At 71.0% G+C, this 21,622-nt stretch carries 24 protein-coding genes; 11 read left to right on the forward strand and 13 right to left on the reverse strand.

Annotation, left to right across the window (positions count from 1 at the left end; all coding sequences use genetic code 11):
• Positions 1–39: 39 nt before the first annotated feature.
• From NZH93_RS46490 to NZH93_RS46510, 5 genes are all read right to left on the reverse strand, one after another.
• Complete coding sequence (locus tag NZH93_RS46490) at positions 40–636, reverse strand: DUF3558 domain-containing protein (RefSeq protein ID WP_259629773.1); 597 nt, start codon at positions 634–636, stop codon at positions 40–42.
• A 130-nt stretch (positions 637–766) separates the two neighbouring features.
• Positions 767–1,312, reverse strand: a complete 546-nt coding sequence (locus NZH93_RS46495) for a GNAT family N-acetyltransferase (RefSeq protein WP_259629774.1) — start codon at positions 1,310–1,312, stop codon at positions 767–769.
• A 9-nt stretch (positions 1,313–1,321) separates the two neighbouring features.
• Positions 1,322–2,152 carry an HAD-IA family hydrolase gene (locus NZH93_RS46500; protein WP_259629775.1) on the reverse strand — a complete coding sequence of 277 codons (831 nt, stop codon included), beginning with the start codon at positions 2,150–2,152 and terminating at the stop codon, positions 1,322–1,324.
• A 35-nt stretch (positions 2,153–2,187) separates the two neighbouring features.
• Positions 2,188–2,628: a DUF1707 SHOCT-like domain-containing protein gene (locus NZH93_RS46505; RefSeq protein ID WP_259629776.1), complete on the reverse strand. Its 441-nt coding sequence runs from the start codon at positions 2,626–2,628 to the stop codon at positions 2,188–2,190.
• Positions 2,629–2,638: 10 nt separating this feature from the next.
• Complete coding sequence (locus tag NZH93_RS46510; RefSeq protein WP_259629777.1) at positions 2,639–4,405, reverse strand: acetyl/propionyl/methylcrotonyl-CoA carboxylase subunit alpha; 1,767 nt, start codon at positions 4,403–4,405, stop codon at positions 2,639–2,641.
• Between the two features lie 140 nt (positions 4,406–4,545).
• Between NZH93_RS46510 and NZH93_RS46515 the strand changes: the two genes are divergently transcribed.
• Positions 4,546–5,220: a hypothetical protein gene (locus NZH93_RS46515; RefSeq protein ID WP_259629778.1), complete on the forward strand. Its 675-nt coding sequence runs from the start codon at positions 4,546–4,548 to the stop codon at positions 5,218–5,220.
• Here NZH93_RS46515 and NZH93_RS46520 read toward each other — a convergent pair.
• The 4 genes from NZH93_RS46520 to NZH93_RS46535 form a co-directional block, all read right to left on the reverse strand.
• On the reverse strand, positions 5,217–6,548 hold the full coding sequence (locus NZH93_RS46520) for a dicarboxylate/amino acid:cation symporter (RefSeq protein ID WP_259629779.1): 1,332 nt from the start codon (positions 6,546–6,548) through the stop codon (positions 5,217–5,219). The two genes, NZH93_RS46515 and NZH93_RS46520, sit on opposite strands and share 4 nt — an antisense overlap.
• A gap of 176 nt (positions 6,549–6,724) precedes the next feature.
• Complete coding sequence (locus NZH93_RS46525) at positions 6,725–7,342, reverse strand: Maf family protein (RefSeq protein ID WP_259629780.1); 618 nt, start codon at positions 7,340–7,342, stop codon at positions 6,725–6,727.
• A gap of 28 nt (positions 7,343–7,370) precedes the next feature.
• On the reverse strand, positions 7,371–8,822 hold the full coding sequence (locus NZH93_RS46530; protein ID WP_259629781.1) for an MFS transporter: 1,452 nt from the start codon (positions 8,820–8,822) through the stop codon (positions 7,371–7,373).
• The gene (locus NZH93_RS46535) at positions 8,819–9,421 is read right to left on the reverse strand and encodes a PadR family transcriptional regulator (RefSeq protein ID WP_259629782.1); all 603 of its coding nucleotides are present in this window, start codon (positions 9,419–9,421) and stop codon (positions 8,819–8,821) included. The genes NZH93_RS46530 and NZH93_RS46535 overlap by 4 nt, the downstream gene beginning before the upstream one ends.
• Positions 9,422–9,519: 98 nt before the next feature.
• On the opposite strand from NZH93_RS46535, the gene NZH93_RS46540 reads away from it, so the two are divergent.
• On the forward strand, positions 9,520–9,948 hold the full coding sequence (locus NZH93_RS46540; RefSeq protein ID WP_259629783.1) for a hypothetical protein: 429 nt from the start codon (positions 9,520–9,522) through the stop codon (positions 9,946–9,948).
• 622 nt (positions 9,949–10,570) lie between these two features.
• On the opposite strand, the gene NZH93_RS46545 is transcribed toward NZH93_RS46540, so the two are convergent.
• Positions 10,571–10,789, reverse strand: coding sequence for an acyl-CoA carboxylase subunit epsilon (locus tag NZH93_RS46545; RefSeq protein ID WP_259629784.1), 219 nt, complete (start codon positions 10,787–10,789; stop codon positions 10,571–10,573).
• Positions 10,786–12,417: an acyl-CoA carboxylase subunit beta gene (locus NZH93_RS46550; protein WP_259629785.1), complete on the reverse strand. Its 1,632-nt coding sequence runs from the start codon at positions 12,415–12,417 to the stop codon at positions 10,786–10,788. The genes NZH93_RS46545 and NZH93_RS46550 overlap by 4 nt, the downstream gene beginning before the upstream one ends.
• Before the next feature lie 150 nt (positions 12,418–12,567).
• Here NZH93_RS46550 and NZH93_RS46555 point away from each other — a divergent pair, with 150 nt between their 5' ends.
• The 3 genes from NZH93_RS46555 (at position 12,568) to NZH93_RS46565 (ending at position 14,912) form a co-directional block, all read left to right on the forward strand.
• Positions 12,568–13,380: a biotin--[acetyl-CoA-carboxylase] ligase gene (locus NZH93_RS46555; RefSeq protein WP_259629786.1), complete on the forward strand. Its 813-nt coding sequence runs from the start codon at positions 12,568–12,570 to the stop codon at positions 13,378–13,380.
• Positions 13,381–13,465: 85 nt separating this feature from the next.
• Positions 13,466–13,996, forward strand: coding sequence for a PH domain-containing protein (locus NZH93_RS46560; protein WP_259629787.1), 531 nt, complete (start codon positions 13,466–13,468; stop codon positions 13,994–13,996).
• The gene (locus NZH93_RS46565; RefSeq protein WP_259629788.1) at positions 13,983–14,912 is read left to right on the forward strand and encodes a hydroxymethylglutaryl-CoA lyase; all 930 of its coding nucleotides are present in this window, start codon (positions 13,983–13,985) and stop codon (positions 14,910–14,912) included. Before NZH93_RS46560 ends, NZH93_RS46565 begins: the two co-directional genes overlap by 14 nt.
• On the opposite strand, the gene NZH93_RS46570 is transcribed toward NZH93_RS46565, so the two are convergent.
• On the reverse strand, positions 14,901–15,353 hold the full coding sequence (locus tag NZH93_RS46570; protein ID WP_259629789.1) for a MaoC family dehydratase: 453 nt from the start codon (positions 15,351–15,353) through the stop codon (positions 14,901–14,903). The genes NZH93_RS46565 and NZH93_RS46570 overlap by 12 nt on opposite strands.
• Positions 15,354–15,422: 69 nt before the next feature.
• Here NZH93_RS46570 and NZH93_RS46575 point away from each other — a divergent pair, with 69 nt between their 5' ends.
• Genes NZH93_RS46575 through NZH93_RS46590 form a run of 4 tightly spaced genes read left to right on the forward strand, consistent with a single transcriptional unit; the run spans position 15,423 to position 18,539 of the window.
• The gene (locus NZH93_RS46575) at positions 15,423–15,875 is read left to right on the forward strand and encodes a YbaB/EbfC family nucleoid-associated protein (protein WP_259629790.1); all 453 of its coding nucleotides are present in this window, start codon (positions 15,423–15,425) and stop codon (positions 15,873–15,875) included.
• Complete coding sequence (locus tag NZH93_RS46580) at positions 15,872–16,186, forward strand: WXG100 family type VII secretion target (RefSeq protein WP_259629791.1); 315 nt, start codon at positions 15,872–15,874, stop codon at positions 16,184–16,186. Before NZH93_RS46575 ends, NZH93_RS46580 begins: the two co-directional genes overlap by 4 nt.
• Positions 16,187–16,197: 11 nt before the next feature.
• The gene (locus tag NZH93_RS50415; RefSeq protein ID WP_276025308.1) at positions 16,198–18,279 is read left to right on the forward strand and encodes a TNT domain-containing protein; all 2,082 of its coding nucleotides are present in this window, start codon (positions 16,198–16,200) and stop codon (positions 18,277–18,279) included.
• Positions 18,276–18,539 carry a hypothetical protein gene (locus NZH93_RS46590; protein WP_259629792.1) on the forward strand — a complete coding sequence of 88 codons (264 nt, stop codon included), beginning with the start codon at positions 18,276–18,278 and terminating at the stop codon, positions 18,537–18,539. Before NZH93_RS50415 ends, NZH93_RS46590 begins: the two co-directional genes overlap by 4 nt.
• On the opposite strand, the gene hisN is transcribed toward NZH93_RS46590, so the two are convergent.
• Positions 18,520–19,308 (reverse strand): histidinol-phosphatase, encoded by a 789-nt coding sequence (hisN, locus tag NZH93_RS46595; RefSeq protein ID WP_259629793.1) that lies wholly within the window; start codon positions 19,306–19,308, stop codon positions 18,520–18,522. The two genes, NZH93_RS46590 and hisN, sit on opposite strands and share 20 nt — an antisense overlap.
• Before the next feature lie 24 nt (positions 19,309–19,332).
• Here hisN and NZH93_RS46600 point away from each other — a divergent pair, with 24 nt between their 5' ends.
• Together NZH93_RS46600 and NZH93_RS46605 are read left to right on the forward strand one after the other, a co-directional pair.
• On the forward strand, positions 19,333–20,007 hold the full coding sequence (locus NZH93_RS46600) for a response regulator transcription factor (RefSeq protein WP_259629794.1): 675 nt from the start codon (positions 19,333–19,335) through the stop codon (positions 20,005–20,007).
• Positions 20,007–21,281, forward strand: coding sequence for an ATP-binding protein (locus tag NZH93_RS46605; protein ID WP_259629795.1), 1,275 nt, complete (start codon positions 20,007–20,009; stop codon positions 21,279–21,281). Before NZH93_RS46600 ends, NZH93_RS46605 begins: the two co-directional genes overlap by 1 nt.
• Positions 21,282–21,622 lie beyond the last annotated feature (341 nt).

Here is a 21,622-nt window from a genome sequence, read left to right on the forward strand (position 1 = left end):
CCACCAGGGAGGGGCTGAACGGACTTCCCCCCAAGTGGGTCAGCGCTGTTCCAGCAAACCGCTCAACGCGGCCTCCGCGGCGGTCCTGGCTCCCGCGCACAGCGTGTCCTGGGTGGCCTTCTTCTCGTTGCCGCCGTCCCGGAACATCACGTCCAGGAACTGCCCCTCGGCCACGTCCACCTCCACGTTGCACACGTCGTCCAGGCCCGGCGTGCGGATGACCATCGCCGGGAACCCGCCGATGGTGGTGAACTCGGGTTCCACCTGCGCGTTCTCGGACAACCACACCCCGACGCCCTCCACTGTGACGAGCGCGAGGCGCATCACGTTCCCGCTGATGCCACTTCGGAACGAACACACCTTCGACTCCCCGAAGGTGGCGTCGACGTAGGCGTTCGGCGCGTGGTCGAGGCTGAGCTGGGCGCGCTGCTCCTCGCTGAGGATCGTGCACGGGTCGAGCCCGTTGAGCTTGACCTCCCGCGGCCGGGGTAGCTGCGACACGGTCGTGGTGGTCGTCGTGGGGTCGCTCGGAGGAGCGGACGAGGACCCGTGGTCCGCCGTCGGTTGGGTCGGCGTCGAGCAGCCGACGAGGATCAGTGCCTGCAGGGCGAGCGCGAATGGCAGGAGACGCCGCATGGGCGTTCACCGTAGTGCGGCTCGGTGACGACCCGGTGTCGGCGGGTGGCTGACGGGGGTGACCACAATCCACACCCGGTACCGCGTGCCCGACCCGGAACTCCCTGGCGGGGGCGCGGCGGGCGCCCGGCTAGTCGGTGGAGAGCCTCGACCAGATGTTCAGGTCGTGGTGTTCCCCCTGCACGAGCTGGGCGCCGCGGAGCCTGCCCTCCAGGGTGAACCCGGTCTTCTCCGCCACCCGCCGCGACGCGGTGTTCCCCACGGCCTGGCGGTAGCTGACCCGGTGCAGGCCGACGAACCCGAAGCCGAAGCCGATCACGGCGGTGGCCGCGTGGCCTGCGATCCCGCGCCCCCGGTGCTCGGCCGCGGTCCAGCAGACCAGTTCGGCCGATCCGTTGTGCGGGTCGACGTCCTTCAGCGCGATCTCGCCGACCGGGTTGCCCAGGAGCTGGTCGCAGACCGCCCACGAGTACCGCTGGTCGCTCTCCCACTGCCAGGCCCGGAACTCGACGTACTTCTTCGCGCCCACCGCGTCCTCGACGAGGAGCCCGCCCTGCCAGCGGCGGATCTCCGGGTCGGCGAACGCCGCCACCAGCGCCGCGCCGTCGTCGATCCGGTCGTCCGCGCGCAGTTGCCGCAGGTAGTACTCGCCCGCGTTGATCTCGACTGGCTCCACCGGGGCACCCTAACCGTTGTCGCTGGTGAAACCGTCGTGCTCCTCGGCGAGGGCGTCGAGCCAGTCGCGCCGCGAACCTGCCGGGCGGCCGTCCGGCGCGGTCAGGAGTTCCACGACCCAGTCCGCGGCCTCGGCGTCGTCCTCGCCCGCCAGGAGTTCCTTGTGCACGGCGGCGGGTGCCCAGCCACGTTCGGCCAGGTCCTTCGCGATCCGCTCCGCGTCCTCGCGGTCGGGCAGCACCAGCAGCACCTCGTCCGCCACGACCGGCAGCGCGACGCCCGGCGAGCCGTCCAGCAGCCCGCGTTCGCCCAGCGCCTCGCGCAGCGCGGCCGTGGTCGGGGTGTGCACGCCGTCGACGCCGACCGCCCTCGCCCCGGCGGCGTTCTCCGCCTTGTCGTCGCAGAACACCGTGCCGCCCGGCGAGTGCTGGAGCACCCGCAGCGCGCGCCGGAACGCCTCGGGCGACGGCTTCGCCACACCGATCCGCGCCGACGACACGACGGCGTCCACCTCGCGGTCCAGGCCGAGCAGCCGCAGGTCGTCGGGCAGCCTGCTGGTGGCATTGGTGAGCAGCGCGACCCGGCAGCGCTTGCGGGCCTGCCGCACCAGGTCCAGCGCCTCGGTGACCACCTCGCCCGGCCGGGACCACTCGGCGACGGCCGCGGCGGCTCCGGGCGCGGCGAGCCGGTCCACGACGGACGCCCGCCACACCTCGTCCGGCACCGCACCGACCAGCGCCGGCGTGATCAGGTCCGGGGCGAAGCCCGCGCGGGCCAGCGCGCCGCGCGGCAGGCCGTGGGCGTCCTCGATCGGGGCGTCGGGTGGGAAGCGCCGCAGCACGCCGTCGAGGTCGAGCAGCAGCAGGGTCGGTGTGGTCAGCGCCGCCGCCCGCGGTCGCGCCGGTGGTCGCGCCTGCCGTCGTCGCCGAGCACGCTGCCCGCGATGATCGCGATGGCGGGCACGATCAGGAAGATCAGCGGGTTCCTGATGGCGAAGAACAGCGCGACCGCCAACAGACCGGCCAGCGGCACGGCGGCGCGCAGCAGCCGGTGGCTGACCGGCGAGGCCGCGATAGGCCGCTGGACCACCTCGGCTGCGACCGGCCGCGGCTCCACGGCCTGCCCGAACCGCGGGTGCGGCTGGGGCAGGTCGGCGAACAGCGCGAGCAGGTCACCGCGGGTCTTGGCGGTCGTGACGAGCGCGGAGCGGTCGCCGTACTCGTCCAGTTCGAGCCGACCGGCGCTCATGTGCTCGCCGAGCGCCTTGAGTGCTTCTTCGCGTTCGGCGTCACCGATGCGGATGTCGGACTCGCTCACACCTACGAATCTAGTCCTTCAGCTCGCACAGCACGGTTCCCTGCGTGACAGCGGATCCGGACGCCGCGGACAGACCGGTCACCGTGCCCGCCTTGTGCGCCGTCACGGGGTTCTCCATCTTCATCGCCTCCAGGACGACGATCAGCTCGCCCGCCGCGACGACCTGGCCCTCCTCGACGGCGACCTTGACGATCGTGCCCTGCATCGGGGCCGTCACCGCGTCACCGGACGCCGCCGCGCCCGACCCGCCGGACCGCTTGCGGGGCTTGGCCTTCACCGCCGTCCGACCGCCACCGCCACCGCCGCCTCCGAGCGCGAGGTCGCCGGGCAGTGAGACCTCGAGGCGCCTGCCGCCGACCTCGACGACCACGGTCTGCCGGGGCTCGTCCTCGCCCGCCTCGGCGGGGTTGGTGAACGGCTCGATCGTGTTGTCGAACTCCGTCTCGATCCACCGGGTGTGCACGGTGAAGCCGTCTTCCGCGGTGAACGCCGGGTCGCGCACGACGACCCGGTGGAACGGCAGCACGGTCGCCATGCCGTCCACGACCATCTCGTCCAGCGCCCGCCGGGCCCGCTCGATCGCCTGCGCGCGGTCCTCGCCGGTGACGATCAGCTTGGCCAGCAGCGAGTCGAACTGCCCGCCGATCACGCTGCCGCTCTCCACCCCCGCGTCGACCCGCACGCCGGGGCCGGACGGCGCGGTGAACGTGGTCACGGTTCCGGGCGCGGGCAGGAAGCCGCGACCGGCGTCCTCGCCGTTGATCCGGAACTCGATGGAGTGCCCGCGTGGAGTCGGGTCCTCGGTGAAGCGGAGCTCCTCCCCGGCCGCGATGCGGAACTGCTCGCGCACGAGGTCGAGCCCGGAGGTCTCCTCGCTGACCGGGTGCTCGACCTGGAGGCGCGTGTTGACCTCCAGGAACGAGATCGTGCCGTCCAGCGCGACCAGGTACTCGACCGTGCCCGCGCCGTAGTAGCCCGCTTCCTTGCAGATGGCCCGCGCGGAGCTGTGGATCGACGCGCGCTGCTCGTCGGTCAGGAACGGCGCCGGGGCCTCCTCGACCAGCTTCTGGTGCCGCCGCTGCAACGAGCAGTCGCGCGTGCCGACGACGATCACGTTGCCGTGCTGGTCGGCCAGCACCTGCGCCTCGACGTGGCGCGGCTTGTCCAGGTACCGCTCCACGAAGCACTCGCCGCGGCCGAACGCCGACACGGCCTCGCGCACCGCGCTGTCGAACAGCTCGGGGATCTCCTCCATCGTGCGGGCGACCTTGAGGCCGCGCCCACCGCCGCCGAACGCGGCCTTGATGGCCACCGGCAGGCCGTGCTGCTCGGCGAAGGCGATCACCTCGTCCGGCCCGCCGACCGGGTCGTTCGTGCCGGGGACCAGCGGCGCGCCCGCTCGGGTCGCGATGTGCCGGGCGGTCACCTTGTCACCGAGGTCGCGGATGGCTTGCGGGCTCGGCCCGATCCAGGTCAGCCCGGCGTCGATGACGGCCTGGGCGAAGTCCGCGTTCTCCGACAGGAACCCGTAACCGGGGTGCACGGCGTCGGCCTCGGCGCGCTTGGCGACGTCCAGCAGCTTGTCGACGGACAGGTACGTCTCGCTCGACGTGCCGCCGTTGAGGGCGAACGCCTCGTCGGCCAGGCGCGCGAACGGCGAGTCCCGGTCCGGGTCGGCGTAGACCGCCACGCTGGTGAGGCCGGCGTCTCGGCACGCGCGGATGACCCGGACGGCGATCTCACCGCGGTTCGCGACGAGGACCTTGCGCAGTGCCACCACGTCCTACCTCCCAGGCGACGACGACTCGGGGAACAACCAGCAGTTTAGTGACCCACCAGTAACCTCGGGACCGAGAGCATGCTCACTTTCCGGGGGAATCGTGCTCCGCGTCGGATGATCTTCACAGGGGGGAACACGTGGCCGAAGCGCCCAGGTCGGTGCTGTTCGCGGCGGGCGCGGCGGTGCTGGTCGTCGTCGGCTGCCTGGTGACGGCGTACGCGCTGAGGCCGCCGTCGGCGCCCGAACCGAGGACCGGGGACTCCACCTCGGCCGACGCGGGCCTGCGCTGCGGCACGAGCACGTGCCGCACGGTGGTCACGTCCACCGTCGGCTCGGACGTGGTGGAGGTGCTGGCCGGTGACGGCGGCGGCCGGATCAGGGTGAACGGCCCGGCGGGCCTGAGCATCTTCGAGTCGACCGTCGTGGAGTCCGGCGGCCAGGTCGACCCCCAGTCGCTGGAGTGCGTCTCCGCGGAGGTCAGCGTGTGCCTGGTGCGCGGGCGGTCGGGGGACCAGCTCCTGGGCGAGGTGCTGGTCGGCCGCACGGGCACGTGGACGCGGGCCCAAGCGCGCTACCTCGCGACCGGCGGCTACCTGGCGCTGCACGACGTCGACGGTGACCAGGTCGCGGACGTCGTCGCCGTGCAGCGGCCGTGCGACGCGGCGGGCTGCGGCAAGCCCTACGCGCAGGTGTTCTCGTTCACCGGCGGCAAGGCGCTGCTGGGGTGCACCGCCGCCGTGACCGCGCTCGAGGACCTGCCGGGGTGGCCCGCCGTCGCACCCGCGGCGGCGGACCTCCGGACGTGCGCCTAGGCGGGCACCGGCTCCCGAGCGGGCTCGGGCCCTGACAGCAGAGGCGGGGCGCTCGGGGCGTTGAGCACCTCGTCGTCGATCAGGCCCTCGCCGCGCGCCACCAGCACCGGCACGGTGATCTGGCCCGCCACGTTCGTCGCGGTCCGCACCATGTCCAGGATCGGGTCGATCGCGTAGACCACGGCCACACCGGTCGCGATGACCTCCGGCGGCAGGTTCACCGCGCCGAGCGTCAGCGTGAGCATGGTGAACCAGCCGGTCGTGCCCGCGGTGGCGATGGCGCCGAACACGGCGACGGCCACGATGAGCAGGTACTGGCCGATCCCGAGCTGGATGCCGAACAGGTTCGCGATGAAGATCGTCGCGATGGCCGGGTACACCGCGGCGCAGCCGTCCATCTTGGTCGTGGTGCCCAGCGGCACCGCGAAGCTCGCGTAGTCGGCGTCGACGCCGAGGTTCGCGGCGGTCTGCCTGCTCAGCGGCAGCGTCGCGCCGGACGAGCGGGACACGAACGCGAACTGGATCGCCGTCCACGCCTTGGCGAAGAACGTCACCGGGCTGACCCGGCCGACGAACTTCAGCAGCAGCGGGTACACCACGAACAGCACCAGCAGCGCACCCGCGTAGACGGTCGCGATCAGCGAGAACAGCGGCTTCACGAAGCTGTTGCCGTAGGTCGCGAACGCCGAGCCGATGAGGCCGAACACGCCGAGCGGGGCGAGCAGGATGATCCAGCCGACGACCTTCTGGATCAGGTCGAACGCCGAGCGGGTGAGCGAGACGAACGGGGCGGCGCGCTCGCCGATCGCGTACGCGGCGAAGCCGATCAGCAGCGAGATGAACACCACCTGGAGCACGCGGCCCTCGGTGAACGCGCTGAACAGGTTCGACGGCACGAGGCTGTCGAAGAACGCGCTCCACGAGCCGGTGTCGCGGGTGGCGAGCTTCTTCAGCGCGGACTCGGACGGCGTGACCTGCACACCGCTGCCGGGCTTGAAGATCACCCCGATGGCGATGCCGATCAGCACCGCGATGAGGGACGTGATCGCGAACCACAGCAGCGTCTTGCCGCCGAGGCGGGCCGCGGTGCGGGAGCCGCCGAGCCTGCGGAGGCTGGTGATGCCGACGACGATCGCGGTGAAAACGAGCGGGATGACCGTGAGCTGGAGCAGGTCGGTGAAGAGGCCACCGATCTTGGACAGGGTGGTCACGAGCCAGGTCTGGCCGGTCTGCTTGGCCAGGAACCCGGTGAGGGCGCCGAGGACGAGCCCGGCGAGGACGGTGAGACCGAAGACCTTCGGCCTGGTGTACGTGCGGATGAACGACACATCGGCTCCGAGGTGCGCGCAGGGGTGGGGTGGCGGGGGCGTTCCCCGGTCAGCCCGTGCTCTTCCTGCGGCCAAGGTCGATGTGGCGGCGGCGCGTCAGCAACTCGTTCATGTCAGCTCCCCCAACGTCGTGAGCGTGGGTCGAGCTTCCCGAAAACCCCTGGTTGTGACCAGGGCTACCACATGTCGGACACCCGAACGCCGATCTCGGCGAGCAGGCGGCGGGTCAGCGGCAGGCTGATGCCGATGACGCTCGACGGGTCGCCGTCGATGCCGTCGACGAACCAGCCGCCCATCCCGTCCAGGGTGAACGCGCCCGCGACCTGCAACGGTTCGCCGGTCGCCAGGTACGCCTCCAGGTCGGCCTCGTCCGGGCGGCCGAACCGGACGGTCGTCGGCTCGCTGCCCGCGCCGCGCGCGACCACCTCGCCGTCCCGGAGTCGCAGGACGGCGTGGCCGGTGAGCAGCGTGCCGGACGTGCCCGCCATCCGCTCCCAGCGGTCGCGGGCCTTCTCGACCGTGCCCGGCTTGCCCTCCAGCGAGCCGTCGGCGGTCAGCAGCATCGAGTCGCAGCCCACCACGACGGCGTCCGGGAACTCCTCCGAGACCAGCGGCAGCACCGCTTCCGCCTTGGCCGCGGCCAGCGCCGTCACCACCTCGGCGGGCTTCGGGTCGACCAGCGCGGCGGCCACGGCGTCCTCGTCCACACCGGACACCCGCACGACGGGCTCGATCCCCGCTCCGCGCAGGACGGACAGGCGGGCGGGGGAGGCCGAAGCCAGCACTAGGCGCACGTGATCAGCCTAGTGCCGGCTCCCTGGCTCACCCCGCCTGCTGCGCCGGAACCGGGTCCTGCACCGGGGCGACGACGGCGGCGGGCCTGCGCATCGCCAGCGTGCAGGCGGTGCCGACGAGCAGCACGGCCACCAGCATCCACATCGTGTCGCCCGCGGCGTCGGCGAACGCCACCGGGTAGTCGCCGCGGGTGTCCGCCAGGTGCGTGTCCAGCCGGGCCTGGAGGAGCACGCCGACGGCGGCGCTGCCCAGCACCGAACCGAACTGCCGGGACGTGTTGAAGATGCCCGAGCCGGCGCCCATCAGCTTCCGGTCCACCCCGCGGGTGGAGATGTTCGCCAGCGGCGCGAACACCATGCCGAGACCCGCGCCGCACACCAGCAGCTCCGGGATCAGCTCCCAGCTCGCGATGCCCGGCTCCAGCCGCCACGACAGCAGCGCGATGCCGATCGCCAGCAGCGTGAAACCGGTGGCGGGCAGGAAACGCGCCCACGGGCGGTCCGACAGCTTGCCCGAGATCGCGCTGAACACACCGGACAGCAACGACATCGGCGCCGTCAGCAGTCCCGACTCCACAGCGGACAGGCCCAGCACCGACTGGATGTAGATGATCAGCGGCAGGAACAGGCCCGTGACGCCGAAGCCGATGAGGACGTTGGCCGCGTTGCCCAGCGAGAAGTTGCGGTTCGCGAAGATCCGCAGCGGCAGCAGCGGCTCCTTCTTGTTCACCGCCTGCCACACCACGAACCCGACCAGCAGCACCACACCGGCGGAGATGACCTCGGGGATCGTGATCGGCCCCCACACGGCACCCCACTCGTACTGCTGGCCCTCCTGCACGCCGAACACCACCAGCGTCAGGCCGACGCAGCACAGCAGGATGCCCAGCGGGTCGAAGCTGTGGCTCGCGCCGGGCTTCCAGTCGGGCACGAGCACGGCCGTCATCACCAGCGCGACGACCCCGACGGGCACGTTCACGAAGAAGATCCACTCCCAGCCGAGGTTGTCGACCAGCACACCGCCCAGCAGCGGCCCGGTCACCGTGGCGACCCCGGCGACCGCGCCCCACATGCCCATCGGCCCACCGCGCTTGGCGGGCGGGAACAGGTGCGTGATGAACGCCATCGTCTGCGGCGTCATCATCGCCGCGCCGAGCCCCTGCACGCCGCGCGCCACGATCAGCATCTCGACGGACCCGGACAGCCCGCACCACAGCGACGACCCGACGAACACCACCAGGCCCACCATGAACAGCCGCTTCGGGCCGAAGCGGTCACCGAGCCTGCCGGTCAGCAGCAGCGGCACGGCGTAGGTCAACAGGTAGACGCTGTTGACCCAGATGATCTCGTTCAGCCCCGCGTCCAGGTCCTTGATCATGGACGGGATGGCCACGTTCACGATCGTCGTGTCCAACAGGATCATGAAGAAGCCGATGCACAACGCCGAGAGCGCCGCCCACGGGTTCACTTGCCGGCTCATCGCCGGTCCTCCTCAAGCTCTTCGACGCGACGGCGCGCCGCCTCCGGCCACACCAGCTCCCCGGTGGAGAGCCGGTCGACCAGCCGCTCGACCCAGTCGAGCTCGGCCTGCCGCATCGCACGGGTGTACTGGTGGTCGATCCAGAACATCGGTTCGAGGTTCCGCGCGGTCAGCTCCGCGATCGTCACGTCCGCGACACCGAGCCCCTCCCGCAACGCCTTGGCCCGCAGCCGCAACTCGGCGACGGCCTCACCGGGCCGCACCGTGTGCAGGTGCTGCACGGCCATCGCGAACCGAGGGAACTCGACCGCGACCTCGGCCGCGTTCGCCAAGACCTCGCACCGGAACGACTCCACCCCAGACGAGGTCAACCGGTAGGTGGTCCGCTCAGGCCTCTTGCCCTCACGACTGGTGTCCACCACCTCGATCAGCCCGTCCTTCTGGAGCTTCTCCACCGCGTGGTAGAGCGACCCGACGGTGACCTTCGTCAACCGCCCCAACTGACGTTCGTGGATCTTCTGCTGGATCTCGTAGGGGTGCATCGGCGACTCGTGGAGGAGTTCCAGCACCACCATGGCGAGGGGCCGAATGGCGACCACGTAGGTGTGCTCCGTTCTGATTATTCCAACTGGAGCGTATCCGGCTCACGTAGAACTACCGATGCGCGAACGCTGTGGCCTTCGGCACGCTGGGCGTGGTGAAGCACTGGGCACTGGTGACCGCACAACCACAACCCACCGGCTCGCGACTCGCCGTGGTCGCGGTCGTACTGGCAGTGGTGGTGGGGGTCGTCGCGGTGGGCGGCGTGCTGTCCGGCGACCCGGTCGGGTACGGAGTGCCGGTGTGGCCGTTCGCCAACGCGGCAGACGAGGCCGAGGGGCGCGTGATGGCCTCGGTGGTGACGGCTGCGCGGGCCGACGCGGCTTCGTTGGGGAGCTTGGCCGGTGTGCCCGCGGCGGTGAAGGCCGGGGATGTGGAAGTGCTGCGGACGCAGGTGGAACGCGGGGGATTGGCGGTGTGGCTGCTGCTGCGCTTGCAGGTGCCTTCGGTCGGGGTGAGGTGCAGGGAGGTCGTGGTACTCGGTGCCACGCCGGTCGAGGTGAACTCCCGGCGGGTGGATTGCTGACCGGGGGGTTGGGGCTTTGGGCTGGCCCAGGGGGTTTTGGGGTTGACCGGGGAGTTTTTTGGCTTTAGGGCTTGGACCTACGGGCCTGCTCGCAGCGGCCTTGAGCCACGCATTCACGCGCGCTCTCGTTCCTGGATGCCAACCACCTACGAATCCGGACGCTGCCTACGCAGCGTGGCCGATTTTACTTGGGGGATTTGCCCCTTAAACTTGCGTCGGACGGCAGCTTCACCTCTACCCTTTATTGTCCGACGAAGGGGCAAATCTAGGGGCCCCAAGTCAAATCGGCCACATCCCCGCTGGATCTCCGGTACGGAAGCCGGCCACGCTGTGACCTGCGGGTATGTTTTCGAGGGGTTCCCCCGCCACCCCTCTCGCGCAATTATTTCGATGTCTCGTTTGCTTTGTCAAGGCGGGAAAGATGCCTTGACAAAGCAAACGAGACACGAAGGGCGCTGGGGATGGGGCCGACGGGGGAGGTGTGTGCCGGGTCAGTTATGCGGTCCACTCCCGTGCCGTCGCACCCCAGTCCCGTAAACACGCCGGACAGCCCAGCCGCCGTCGTGCTCCAGTCCCGTAAAGACCCGGCCGCCGTCGTGCTCCAGTCCCGTACGCGAGTCCTCTAACGCGGCAACCCCGAAGCACGCCACGCCCCAGGCCCAGGCGTGAGCCCACGACGCACCCGATGAGCAGGATTCCCCCACTCCGACCGCACCACCGCCGCCTCGGAAGCAGGGGCCGATCCAGACCCGGCCACCACCCCAACCACCACAGCCGTCAAAGCGGCCAATTCCTCATCATCCGGGTTCCCCCGAACCACTCGCAACAACGGCCCCGTCACAGCGGGATGTTCCCATGCTTCTTCGGCGGCATGCTCTCCCGCTTGTCCCTCAAAACATTCAAAGCCCGAGCCACATACCCCCGAGTAAACGAAGGCGGGATAACAGAATCCACATACCCACGCTCAGCAGCCACATACGGATTGCACAACGCATCCTCGTACTCGGCCTGCAACCGAGCCCGCAACGCGTCCACATCCTCCCCAGCATTAACAGCGTTGGCCAACGTCTTCCGATGCACGATATTGGCCGCCCCAGAAGCACCCATCACCGCGATCTGCGCCGTCGGCCAAGCCAGGTTGATATCCGCGCCAAGGTGCTTGGACCCCATCACGTCATAAGCCCCACCGTAAGCCTTACGCGTGATCACCGTGACCAGCGGAACAGTCGCCTCCGCATACGCGTAGATCAACTTGGCCCCACGCCGGATGATCCCGTTCCACTCCTGATCCGTACCCGGCAAAAACCCGGGCACATCCACAAAAGTCAACACCGGCACGTTGAACGCGTCGCACGTCCGGACGAACCGAGCCGCCTTCTCCGACGCGTCGATGTCCAGGCACCCCGCGTACTGCGTCGGCTGGTTCGCCACGATCCCCACCGAGTGCCCGTCCACCCGGCCGAACCCGACCAGGATGTTCGGCGCGAACAGCGGCTGGACCTCCAGGAACTCACCGTCGTCCAGCACACGGGTCAAGACCTCGTGCATGTCGTACGGCTGGTTGGCCGAGTCGGGGATCAGCGTGTCCAGTTCGCGGTCCTCGTCGGTGACCGACTCCTCCAGGCTGCCGTGCAGGAGGTCCTGCGGCGCGTCGAAGACCGGTGACTCCGCGAGGTTGTTCGACGGCAGGTACGACAGCAGTTCCTTCACGTACGCGATGGCGTCGTCCTCGTCCGCGCCGAGGTAGTGGGCGTTGCCGGACTTGGTGTTGTGGGTCCGGCCGCCGCCCAATTCCTCGAAACCGACGTCCTCGCCCGTGACGGTCTTGATCACGTCCGGGCCGGTGATGAACATGTGCGACGTCTGGTCGACCATGACCACGAAGTCGGTCAGCGCGGGCGAGTACACGTGGCCGCCCGCGTTGGCGCCCATGATCAGCGAGATCTGCGGGATGACACCCGACGCCTGGACGTTGCGGCGGAAGATCTCGCCGTACAGGCCGAGCGAGACGACGCCTTCCTGGATCCGCGCGCCGCCGCCCTCGTTGATGCCGACCAGCGGCCTGCCGGTCTTCAGCGCCAGGTCCATGATCTTGACGATCTTCTCGCCGTAGACCTCGCCGAGCGACCCGCCGAAGATGGTCACGTCCTGGCTGAACACGCACACCGGGCGCCCGTCGACCGTGCCGTACCCGGTCACGACGCCGTCGCCGTACGGCCGGTTCTTCTCCAGCCCGAAGTTCGTTGAACGATGTCGGGCCAGTTCGTCCAGTTCGATGAACGACCCGGTGTCCAGCAGCGCGTCGATGCGTTCGCGGGCGGTCTTCTTGCCCTTCGCGTGCTGCTTCTCGATCGCACGCTCCGAGCCCGCGTGCACCGCCGCCTCGGTGCGGCGGTGGAGGTCGGCCAGCTTCCCGGCCGTGGTGTGGACGTCGGCCTCGTCGCCGACCGGTTCCGTGGCACTGCTCATAGCCTGGCAGCCTAACCACAGGTCCGGGGTCTGGTACTGATCAGTAGCTCAGCTCACTTGACCTCCAGCGCACTGGAGATCGCAGGCTTGACCGGTCCACCCCGTCGGCTGTCCCGCTCCGACCGGCGGCGGGGTGGACGCCTTCCTAGGATGGCTCGGGTGAGCACGCCTCTGGACGTCGACGCGCTGCGGTCCCGCCTGGTCGGGCCGTACGCCTCGGTCGACTTCACCCCCAGCACCCCGTCCACCAACGCCGACCTGGTGCGCGCCGCGGCGGACGGCGCGCCCGACCGGACGGTGCTGATCGCCGGTGAGCAGACGGCCGGGCAGGGCAGACGGGGGCGGTCGTGGGTGTCGCCGCCCGGCAGCGGGCTGTACGTGAGCGTGCTGTTCCGGCCCGCGGGCGTGGAGCCCGCCCGGCTGCCGTGGCTGACGTTGATCGCCGGGCTGTCGCTGGTGCGGGTCGCTGCCTGGCTCGGGGTCGACGCGGCGCTGAAGTGGCCGAACGACCTGCTGCTCGGTCCCGAGCGCCGCAAGGGCGCCGGGGTGCTGGCGGAGGCGAGCGGTGGCGCCGTCGTCGTGGGTGTGGGGCTGAACGTGGCGCCGCTGCCCGCCGACGTCGTGCCGGGCCCCGGCGGGTTGGTGCCCACCTCGCTGGCCGACGAGGGCGCGGCGGAACAGGACCTGACGGCCATCGCCGAGCGGCTGCTGCTGCACCTCGCCGAGGCGGAACTGGGCTGGCGGGAGTCGGGTGGCGACCCGCGTCCGACGGGGCTGCTGGACCAGTACCGCGAGCACTGCTCGACGCTCGGGCAGCGGGTGCGGGTCGAGTTGAGCGGCGGGGTCGAACTGGTCGGGACCGGGCAGGACGTGGCCGTGGACGGGATGCTCGTGGTGCGGGCGGACGACGGGGCGGACCACTCGGTTTCCGCAGGTGACGTCGTTCACCTCCGCGCGGTATAACGAACACGGCGAAGGTCCCGACCGGGCCCGGTGTCCGGCGGTACCGTGGCTCGACCGTTCCACGCCGCTCAACCGGAGGATCGCCGTGGCGTACCCCGACGACCTGCTCAGCCCCAGTGAGCACGTCGTGATCCACAACCACCCGCACTGGAAGATGTTGCTGCTGCCGGTGTTCTTCCTCCTCGCGGTGGTGGCGGCGTTCGCCTTCACCGCGTCGCTGGTGTCCGAGCAGTCGTGGTCGACGATCGCGCAGATCGCGCTCGCCGTCGTCGGCGTGCTGCTGGTCGGCTGGTTGACGCTGGCGCCGCTGGTCCGCTGGCGCACCACGCACTTCATCGTCACCAGCGACCGGGTGATGGCCCGCGAGGGCGTGCTCAAGCGGACCGGGCTGGACATCCCGCTGTCGCGGATCAACAGCGTGCGGTTCCAGCACAGCCTGCTGGACCGGGTGCTCGGCTGCGGCACGCTGATCATCGAGTCGGCGTCGGACGAGCCACTGGAGTTCGACGACATCCCGAAGGTCGAGCGCGTGCACTCGCTGCTGTACCGGGAGATCAACGACAACCCGGACGACGACTACCGACCGGGGAACGCGGTGGCTGATGGGCGCGCGTGAAGTGAACCTGCCGGACGTGGTGCCGGGCAGCGGTCTTCCCGAGCGGATCACCATCTGGGAGGTCGGGGCGCGCGACGGGCTCCAGAACGAGTCCGCGATCGTGCCGGTCGACGTGAAGCTGGAGTTCCTCGACCGGATGGCCGACGCCGGGTCGGCGGTGCTGGAGGCGACCAGCTTCGTGCACCCGAAGTGGGTGCCGCAGCTCGCCGACGCCGAAGAGCTGCTGGCCCGCCTGGACCAGCGGCCCGGTGTCCGCTACCCGGTGCTGGTGCCGAACGAGCGCGGGCTGGACCGGGCGCTCAAGGCGGGCGTGCGGGACATCGCGATCTTCGCCAGCGCCACGGAGACGTTCGCCAACCGCAACCTCAACCGCACGCTGGACGAGCAGTTCGCGATGTTCGAGCCGGTCGTGACGCGCGCCCGCGCCGAAGGCCTGGACGTGCGCGGGTACGTGTCGATGTGCTTCGGCGACCCGTGGGAGGGCCCGGTCGCGCGCGAGCAGGTCGTCGCGGTCGGCAAGCGGCTGCTGGACATGGGCTGCTCGCAGCTTTCGCTCGGCGACACGATCGGCGTCGCCACGCCGGGCCAGGTGAAGGCCCTGCTGGGGATGTTCGACTCGGTCGAGCCGCTGGCCGTGCACTTCCACGACACGTACGGCCAGGCGCTGGCCAACACGTACGCGTCGCTGGAGTGCGGGGTGACGACGGTCGACGCGTCGGCGGGCGGTCTCGGCGGCTGCCCGTACGCGGAGTCCGCGACCGGCAACCTGGCCACCGAGGACCTCGTCTGGATGCTCGACGGCCTCGGCGTCCAGCACGGCGTCGACCTCGACAAGCTGGTCGACACGAGCAAGTGGATGTCCGGCGTGCTCGGCCGTCCGAGCCCTTCCGGGGTCGTCAGGGCGCTACGGGGCTGACGCGCGGGTGCCGAAGATGCCGGTGAAGGTCAGCTCGTAGACCTTCTCGTCGCCTCGGTAGGCCGCCCCGGTGATCTCCACCAGGCCGAGTTCGGGGCGGCTCTTCGACACGCGCGCCCCGAGCACCACCATCTCGCAGCGCAGGACGTCACCCGCGAACACGGGCGCGAGCCACCTCAGGTCGCGCCCGCCGGGCGAGCCCTGTGACGTCGAGTCCGCGAGCAGGTGGTCGACGTACTGGCGCATCCACAGCGACGCGGTGAACCAGCCGGACGCGGCCAGCCCGCCGAGGACGGACCTCTTCCCGGCCTCCTCGTCGAGGTGGAACGGCTGGGGGTCGAAGCGCTCGGCGAACGCGAGCATCTCGTCGTGGTCGACGACGACCTCTCCGAGCGGGATGATCCGTCCGGGTGTCAGGTCTTCGTAATCGGTGGTGCCCATGAGGAGATACAACCACTGGGAACCGGCCGCTGGGCACGGACGTCCAACGCGCGTGAACCGGAGGTGGCCGTGACGTCAGATCACCGGGGCCAGGTCGAGGAGCTGCTCGCCGACTACCGGCGCACCCGCGACCACCTGGCGTCCGTGCAGCGCGACCTGGCGGGCATCACCGCGTCGGAGACCAGTCCGGACGGGACGGTCACCGCGACCGTCGGCACCGGCGGGGTGCTCACGGAACTGGTGCTGGCCGACAACGCCTACCGCGCGCACCGGCCGTCGCAGCTCGCCGAGCTGATCGTCCGGACCACGGAGGCCGCCGCGGCGAAGGCGGCCGAGCGGACCTACCGCACGCTGGCGCCCGTGCTGCCCGCGGACACCGACCCGGCGGCACTAGTGCGCGGCACCGCCGACCTCACCGCCGACGAGATCACCCCGCCCGTGCCGCCGAAGCGCCGGGCACCGGAGGACGAGGACTTCGCACTGCGCGATAGCTGGATGGACGACCTGGGGAGGACGCGGTGAACGGGTTCGACGCAGACCTGGCTCGGTTGAACGAGGGCGCGGGTGACTTCACCGGTTTCGCCGAACGCGCGGGCAAGATCGTCGCGGACCTGTCCGGCGTGCTCGACTCGGTCGGCCTCTGCTGGGGTTCCGACGCGATCGGCCGGAGCTTCGCCGGCGGGCACGTGGCCAAGGCGGACGAGTCGCTCGGCAAGCTCGACGGGCTCTCCGCCCGGTTCGGCGGGGTCGGCGAGCGCTTCGCCGCCACCGCGCGGACGTACGGCCAGGTCGACGGCGGCGCCGCGGGTTCGCTGCGCGACGTCCAACGCTGAGGGGCGCGACGATGGGCATCCAACTACCAGCGGAACTCGTCGAGGTCGCCGCGAAGGCCGGTGTCACCTGGCCGGAGGCGGACGAGGACGCGATGCGGACGGCGGCGACGGCCTGGCGGGACGCGGGCAACCGCGTGTCGGGTCTCGCGGGCGACTCCGACGGGTCCGCGACCAAGGCGCTCACCGGCATCACCGGTGCGACCGGTGACGCGGCCCGCACGCACTGGAACGGCGTCGTCGCACCGGACGGCGACCTGAACACCGCGGCCAAGGGCTGCCACGCCGCCGCCGACCGCCTGGAGCACGGAGCCGACCAGATCGGTGCCGCGAAGGTGGAGCTGGTCCGCGAGCTGGTGAACCTGGCCAAGAACAACGACGCCGCCCACTCGGCCGCCGCAGCGGGGCACCCGACCGCCCTGCTCGGCCTCGACACCGCACTCGCGGGCGCGACGGCGAACGTCGCGAACCTGGCGAACACCCTGGCCACGTCGGTGCGGCTGGACAGCGGCGTCGACGTCGGCGCGACCAGCCCCCCGGTCAACGCCAACCCCGGCTCGCACGGGCACGGTGGCGGCGGTGGGCTGCTCGACACCGTCGGCGGCGTGGTCGACCGGACCGTCGGGGCGGTGACCGCGCCGGTCGCCGGTGTCGTGCCCGCCGTGGTGGCGCCGGTGCTGGACGTGGTGCCCGCCGTGGTCGCCCCGGTGCTGGACGTCGTACCCGCCGCGGTCGCCCCGGTGGCGGACGTGGTGAGCGGGGTCGTGCCGGTGGTGGCCGACGTGGTGCCCGCCGTGACGGCGCCCGTGGTGGACGCGGTGTCCGGCACGCTGCCCGCGGTGGTCGCCCCCGTCGAACAGGTGGTGCCGACCGTCACGGCGCCCGCGGCTGGAGTGGTCGGCGGCATCGCGCCCGCGCCCGTCGTGCCGCCGACGCCGGTCACCCCGGCGATCGACCTCGGTCCCGCCCAGCCGGTTTCCGCCGCGCCCGGTGTCGCGCAGGCGCCGCAGGTGGTGCAGCCGCTGGTGAACACCACCGACGGCACGGTCGCGCAGTCCGCGGCCACCCTGCTCGACCGGCCGCTGCTGCCCGCCGAGCTCGGCGCCCAGCCGCAGGCCCCGGCGCAGCAGGCACCCGCTCCGGGCGCGCAGGTCCCGACCCAGGCCCCCGGCCTCGCCCCCGCGGCTCCGGCTGCTCCCGGCGTTCCCCCGGCACCGGCTGCTGGCGGCGCGGTGGTGGGTGGCGTGCAGCGCGCCGACCAGCCGGTTTCGCAGCGACTTGGCGACCCGGCTCCGGGTCAGCGGTCGACGGACCCCGGCCAGCAGCGGAGCACGGAGACGGCCGCCCAGCAGCGCTCAGAGCAGAAGTCCACCGCCGCTCACCAGCAGCACCAGCAGCAGTCGTCCGCCCCCGCGGCCACGGGCAAGGAGGCGAAGAAGCTGGAGGACCCGTCCACCGCCCTGGTCGGGGTCTTCTTCTTCCGCGCCTTCCCCGGCGGCGCGAAGGCGCAGCCCAGCGCCGTGCCGAGCAGGCAGGTCGAGCCGACCGCGGTCGAGGTCGACCACGTCGACGGCCTGCGCTTCGCGCCGCAGGACCACCCGCACGCCGACCTCGTCAGCGCGGCGCACGCCCGACCGCACCGCCCGCCGCCCGCCCTGCGCCCGGACCACCCGCTGGTGCTGAACCTGACCGACGGCTACGACCCCCAGGCGGGCCTGCACGAACGGGAGTGGGACGCCCGGTTCGTGCGCACCGCCGACCCGCTGGAGCACGCCTGGCCACCCGCCGGGGTGTTCCCCGAGGGCGGGTACGAGGCGGGCAGGCCGGACGTGCTGCCCGCCGGGACCGAGGTCGACCGCTTCGGCACGCCCGAGGGCCGGGTGCTGGCCGCGGCGGGCACCAGGTTCGCCGGGCGGTCGCTGCCGCCGACCGACCTGGCCGCGGGCTACCGGCGTTACGTCCTCACCCAGCCGCTGCCGGTGTGGCGGACGATCTCCGTCGGCTGGTTCGGCCAGCCCGGCGGCGGCACCCGCTACCGCACGACCTACCCGGTCGCCGACCTCGTCGCGCTGGGCTACCTCATGGAGCTGACATGAACACCGAGGCGCTCGCGGGCTGGCTGCGTTCCGTCGGCGTGCCCGACGAGGTCGTGTCGATCGGGTCCGAAGCCGACAACACCTGGTGCCTCACCCACGAGGGTGACGGCTGGGAGGTGTTCTGGCGCGAGCAGGGCAACCGGTACGACTGGGCGCGGTTCAGCAGCGAGGACGTCGCCTGCCACTACCTGTTCGGCAGGCTCGTGTGGGCGCAGGTCGCGCGCGGCGCGGTCGGCGTGCTCAGCCCCCAAGCACCCTGAGGGTCTCGTCGTGCAGCAGCCCGTTCGTGGAGAGCGCGCTGCCCCGGTCGTAGCGCTCGACGCCCTTGAGGTCGCTGAACCGGCCCCCGGCCTCGGTGACCAGGACCTGCGCGGCGGCGACGTCCCACGGGTTCACGATCGCCTCGGCGGCGATGTCCATGGCGCCCTCGGCGACCAGGCAGTGCGACCAGAAGTCGCCGAACGCCCGGTTCTCCCAGGTGGCGTCCATGAGCGCCAGGTAGGCGTCCTGCGAGTGGTGCTTCGCCCACGAGCCGAAGTGCGTCGTGGTCAGGTACGCGTCCTCGAGCGCGGCCACGCGGGACACCGAGATCCGCCGCACGCCGAACGTGTCGGAGGAGAACGCGCCCGTGCCTGACGCCGCCCACCAGCGGCGGCCGAGCGCGGGGGCGCTGATCATGCCGACGACGGGCGTGCCGTCGACCACGAGCGCGATCAGCGTCGCCCAGGCGGGTACACCGCGGAGGAAGTTCTTCGTGCCGTCGATCGGGTCGAGCACCCAGGTGCGGCCCGAACCGACCTCACCACCGCGTTCCTCACCCGCGACGGCGTCGTCCGGGCGGTGTTCGGCCAGCAGCGCGCGCACGGCGTCCTCGACGGCCGTGTCCGCGTCGGTGACCGGTGTGCGGTCGGGTTTGCGGTCCACGACGAGGTCCAGCGCGCGGAATCGGGACGTCGTGATGACGTCGGCCGCGTCCGCCAGCAGCCTGGCAAGATCAAGATCACTCTCGTAGCTCTCCACACGCCGCATCGTGCCAGGCCTAGGGTGGGTTTCGTGAGCGTGGTCTTGTTGGCCGAGGATGACCCGGCGATCGCCGATCCACTGTCCCGCGCGCTTCAGCGCGAGGGGTACGCCGTGCACGTCGTGAGCGACGGGCCGAGCGCGTTGGAGTTGGCCGTCGCCGGGGGCATCGACCTGCTGGTGCTCGACCTCGGACTGCCGGGGATGGACGGGCTGGAGGTGTGCAGGAGACTCCGGTCCGGCGGGCGCGGCGTGCCCGTGCTGATGCTGACCGCCAGGTCGGACGAGGTCGACTTCGTCGTCGGGCTCGACGCCGGGGCGGACGACTACGTGGCCAAGCCGTTCCGGCTGGCCGAGCTGATGGCCCGCATCCGGGCCCTGCTGCGCCGCCGGGCGCCGGGCACGTTGGAGGTCAACGGCGTGCGGATGGACCTCGCCGCGCGGCGGGTGACCGTGGACGGGCGCGAGGTCCAGTTGGCGAACAAGGAGTTCGAGCTGCTCAGGGTGCTGATGCAGCGGTCCGGGCAGGTGGTGAACCGCGACGAGATCCTGTCCGAGGTGTGGAACGACCCGGAGTTGAAGGGCAGCAAGACGCTGGACATGCACATGTCGTGGCTGCGCCGGAAGCTCGGTGACGGGACGTTGAAGTCGGTCGAGAAGCGCATCGCCACCGTTCGCGGCGTCGGCTTCCGGTTCAACGCGGACTAGTGCGCACCCGGATCATGCGGGCGATCATGCTCGCGGTCGCCGTCACCGGGTTCGTGCTCGGCATCCCGCTCGGCTGGTCGGCGTTGCAGTTGGTCGACGACGGGGCGCACTCCGACCTGGCCGCGAGCGCTCGGCGGATAGCAGCGGCGTTGGACGACCAGATCGCGGCCGGGGAACCGGTGTCGCTGGACACCGTGCAGGTGGCGATCCCCCAGGGGGCCCACCTGTTCGTGCGGTCCAACACCGGCGAGCAGGAACTGGGTCCCGACCTGGGCGCGGACGTGCTGTCGGAGGAGGTGCCGATCGCCCAGGGCGGCATCGTGCGCCTGGAGATGCCGTCGGGTCCCATGCGCACCCAGCAGGCCCAGGTGGCCGTGTCGGTCGTACTGCTGCTGGTGCTCTCCGTGGCTACGGGCACGATCGTCGCGACCGTCACGGCCCGGAAGCTGTCGCAGCCATTGGGCCACGTCGCCGCGCGCGCGGCCCGGCTGGGGGCCGGGGATTTTCGGAACGACGACCGCAGGCACGGCGTGGCCGAGCTGGACCTGGTGTCGGAGGCGTTGGACACGTCAGCCGGGGCGCTGGCCCTGCTGGTGCAGCGGGAACGGGAACTGGTCGGTGACGTGTCCCACCAGTTGCGGAGCCGGTTGACGGCTTTGCAGTTGCGGCTGGAGGCGTTGGCCGACCACGAGGAACCGGAGACCGCGTCCGAGGCCGGTGCGGCTTTGGAGCAGGCGGAGCGGTTGGCCGAGGTGTTGGACGAGCTGCTGGCCGCTGCTCGTGCCGCTCGGTCGGTGGATGCCGAGCCGTTGGATTTGAGGGCTGAGTTGACGGCCATCGCTGAGGAGTGGCGGGAGCCGTTGAAGGGGGAGGGGCGGGCCCTCAAGGTGCGGGTGCCGGAGGGGATGCTCGCGAGGGCGACGCCCGGGCGGCTTCGGGAGGCCATCGGGGTGTTGTTGGACAACGCGTTGAGGCATGGGGAGGGGTCGGTGGTGTTGTCGGCCCGGAGTGATGAGTCGGCCATCGTGGTGGAGGTCAGCGATGGTGGGGCCGGGGTGCCGGATGAGTTGGCGAGTCATATTTTTGAGCGGGGGGTGTCCGGAGGGGGGTCGACGGGGGTGGGGTTGTCGTTGGCTCGGGCGTTGGTGGATGCGGATGGGGGGAGGCTGGAGCTGTCGACGGCGAGGCCGGCGACGTTTTCGGTCTTTCTGCCTGTGCCGAAGGCGCAGGATGTGGTTGGGGTGGCTTGGAGGACGGATCATTCGCCTCGGTAGGTGTGTGTGGGGTGGTGGTCTGGAGTACGGGACTGTTGCGCAGCGGCGCGTGAGTGGGGTTTGAATACGGGGCTTGAGCGCGACGGTGCGTGAGTGGCCTGTTTTAAATACGGGACTGGAGTTCGGCGGCACGTGGGTGGACCGCTTAACTGACCCGGCACAGACCTCCCCCGCCGGCCCCATCCCCAGCGCCCTTCGTGTCCCTTTTGCTTTGTCAAGGCATCTTTCCCGCCTTGACAAAGCAAAAGGGACATCGAAATAATTGCGCGAGAGGGGTGGCGGGGGAACCCCTCGAAAACATACCCGCAGGTCACAGCGTGGTCGAGCACCGTACCGAACAT

This window comes from Umezawaea endophytica, assembly GCF_025061645.1.
GTDB lineage: Bacteria > Actinomycetota > Actinomycetes > Mycobacteriales > Pseudonocardiaceae > Umezawaea > Umezawaea endophytica.

Coding starts and splice junctions, on each gene's coding strand:
- hisN (WP_259629793.1), bottom strand. CDS start 19,308: ATGCGGCGTGTGGAGAGCTACGAGAGTGATCTTGATCTTGCCAGGCTG.
- NZH93_RS46555 (WP_259629786.1), top strand. CDS start 12,568: ATGGCTCGGGTGAGCACGCCTCTGGACGTCGACGCGCTGCGGTCCCGC.
- NZH93_RS46550 (WP_259629785.1), bottom strand. CDS start 12,417: ATGAGCAGTGCCACGGAACCGGTCGGCGACGAGGCCGACGTCCACACC.
- NZH93_RS46570 (WP_259629789.1), bottom strand. CDS start 15,353: ATGGGCACCACCGATTACGAAGACCTGACACCCGGACGGATCATCCCG.
- NZH93_RS46590 (WP_259629792.1), top strand. CDS start 18,276: ATGAACACCGAGGCGCTCGCGGGCTGGCTGCGTTCCGTCGGCGTGCCC.
- NZH93_RS46565 (WP_259629788.1), top strand. CDS start 13,983: ATGGGCGCGCGTGAAGTGAACCTGCCGGACGTGGTGCCGGGCAGCGGT.
- NZH93_RS46530 (WP_259629781.1), bottom strand. CDS start 8,822: ATGAGCCGGCAAGTGAACCCGTGGGCGGCGCTCTCGGCGTTGTGCATC.
- NZH93_RS50415 (WP_276025308.1), top strand. CDS start 16,198: ATGGGCATCCAACTACCAGCGGAACTCGTCGAGGTCGCCGCGAAGGCC.
- NZH93_RS46490 (WP_259629773.1), bottom strand. CDS start 636: ATGCGGCGTCTCCTGCCATTCGCGCTCGCCCTGCAGGCACTGATCCTC.